General features: G+C 31.4%; 1 protein-coding gene. It reads left to right on the top strand.

Annotated elements, in window-relative coordinates:
* The first annotated feature begins 67 nt into the window (after positions 1-67).
* Positions 68-1,248 (top strand): IS3 family transposase gene (locus CHB67_RS16995; RefSeq protein ID WP_245813603.1). Its coding sequence is split into 2 segments (ribosomal slippage): positions 68-326 and positions 326-1,248, totalling 1,182 coding nucleotides; the frame shifts between segments, so codons are not numbered across the junction.
* Positions 1,249-1,287 lie beyond the last annotated feature (39 nt).

Below are 1,287 nucleotides of genomic sequence, written 5' to 3'. Positions count from 1 at the left end.
TGGACTTCCTATATTAGACTGGACATAAAGATGCGAGATTTAGAGTTACATAAATTAACTTTGAATTATGAAAAGACAACACAGGAATTACAGTACATCATTTAAACAAAAGGCAGTAGAATTAAGCTATGCACGGGGTAGTGTTAAACAAATATGTGAGGAGTTAGATATTCCATATTCGGTATTACATCGTTGGAGAAGTGAGTCAAAAGATTATGGCAAGAACAGTTTTCCAGGTCGCGGCAAGCCAAAATTAACAGATGAGCAGAGAGAAATAGCGTTATTAAAGCGTCAATTAAAAGATGTTTCAGAAGAAAATGAGATATTAAAAAAGGCAGTGAGCATCTTCTCCAAGAGCGACAAGAAAAATTCAGGTTTATAAAACACCATAAATTTAAGTTTTCAGTTGAGAAGATGTGTAAAGTATTAAAAGTTAGTACAAGTGGTTATTATAATTGGTTAAAGGCTAAGGTATCAAAACTATGGTTATATAATCAAAAGCTATCAACATTCATTACTACTATTTTTAAAGATAGTTTTGAAAGTTATGGTGCTCCAAGAATAAAAGTAGCATTAGAAAAGTTAGGGCATTTTATTTCTAAGCCAAGAGTAGCCAGAATTATGAAGGCTAATGGATTATTTGCTAGAAGAAAGCGAAAATTTAAAGTAACCACAGATAGCAATCATAAATACCCTGTAGCTGCTAATATTTTAAATCAAAACTTTGAAGTTTTTAGAAAGAATCAAGTATGGGTGTCAGATATCACTTATATCGAAACTAAGCAAGGCTGGATGTATTTAACGGTCATTATAGATTTGTTTAATAGAAAAATAGTTGGATGGTCTATGAGTGATAATTTAACAACAAAGGATACTATAATACCTGCATGGAATATGGCTGTTAAATCTAATGTAATTATAGAAGAACTTATTTTTCATTCTGATAGAGGGGTTCAGTATGCTAGTTATCGCTTTACAGATATTATTAAAAGCTACGATGGTTTGGTGATACAATCTATGAGTAGAAAGGGGAATTGTTGGGATAATGCTGTTGCAGAATCCTTCTTTAAAAGCTTAAAAACCGAATGGGTTTATAAACATACATACAATTATAGATCACAAGCTGAATTATCAATCTTCAGTTGGATTGAAACTTGGTATAATAAAAGGAGGATACACTCAACTTTAGGGTATAAAACTATTAATGAATTTGAAATAGAAATGTATAATCAAAATGTAGCGGCTTAAGTCTCGCAATTAATTGTACAGTTTTTTGTTGTAGGTCCA

Origin of the sequence: Lutibacter agarilyticus, from assembly GCF_900188235.1 — a bacterium.
In the GTDB taxonomy this organism is placed as follows: Bacteria; Bacteroidota; Bacteroidia; order Flavobacteriales; family Flavobacteriaceae; genus Lutibacter; species Lutibacter agarilyticus.
This window is presented reverse-complemented; position numbering and strand designations above follow the sequence as displayed.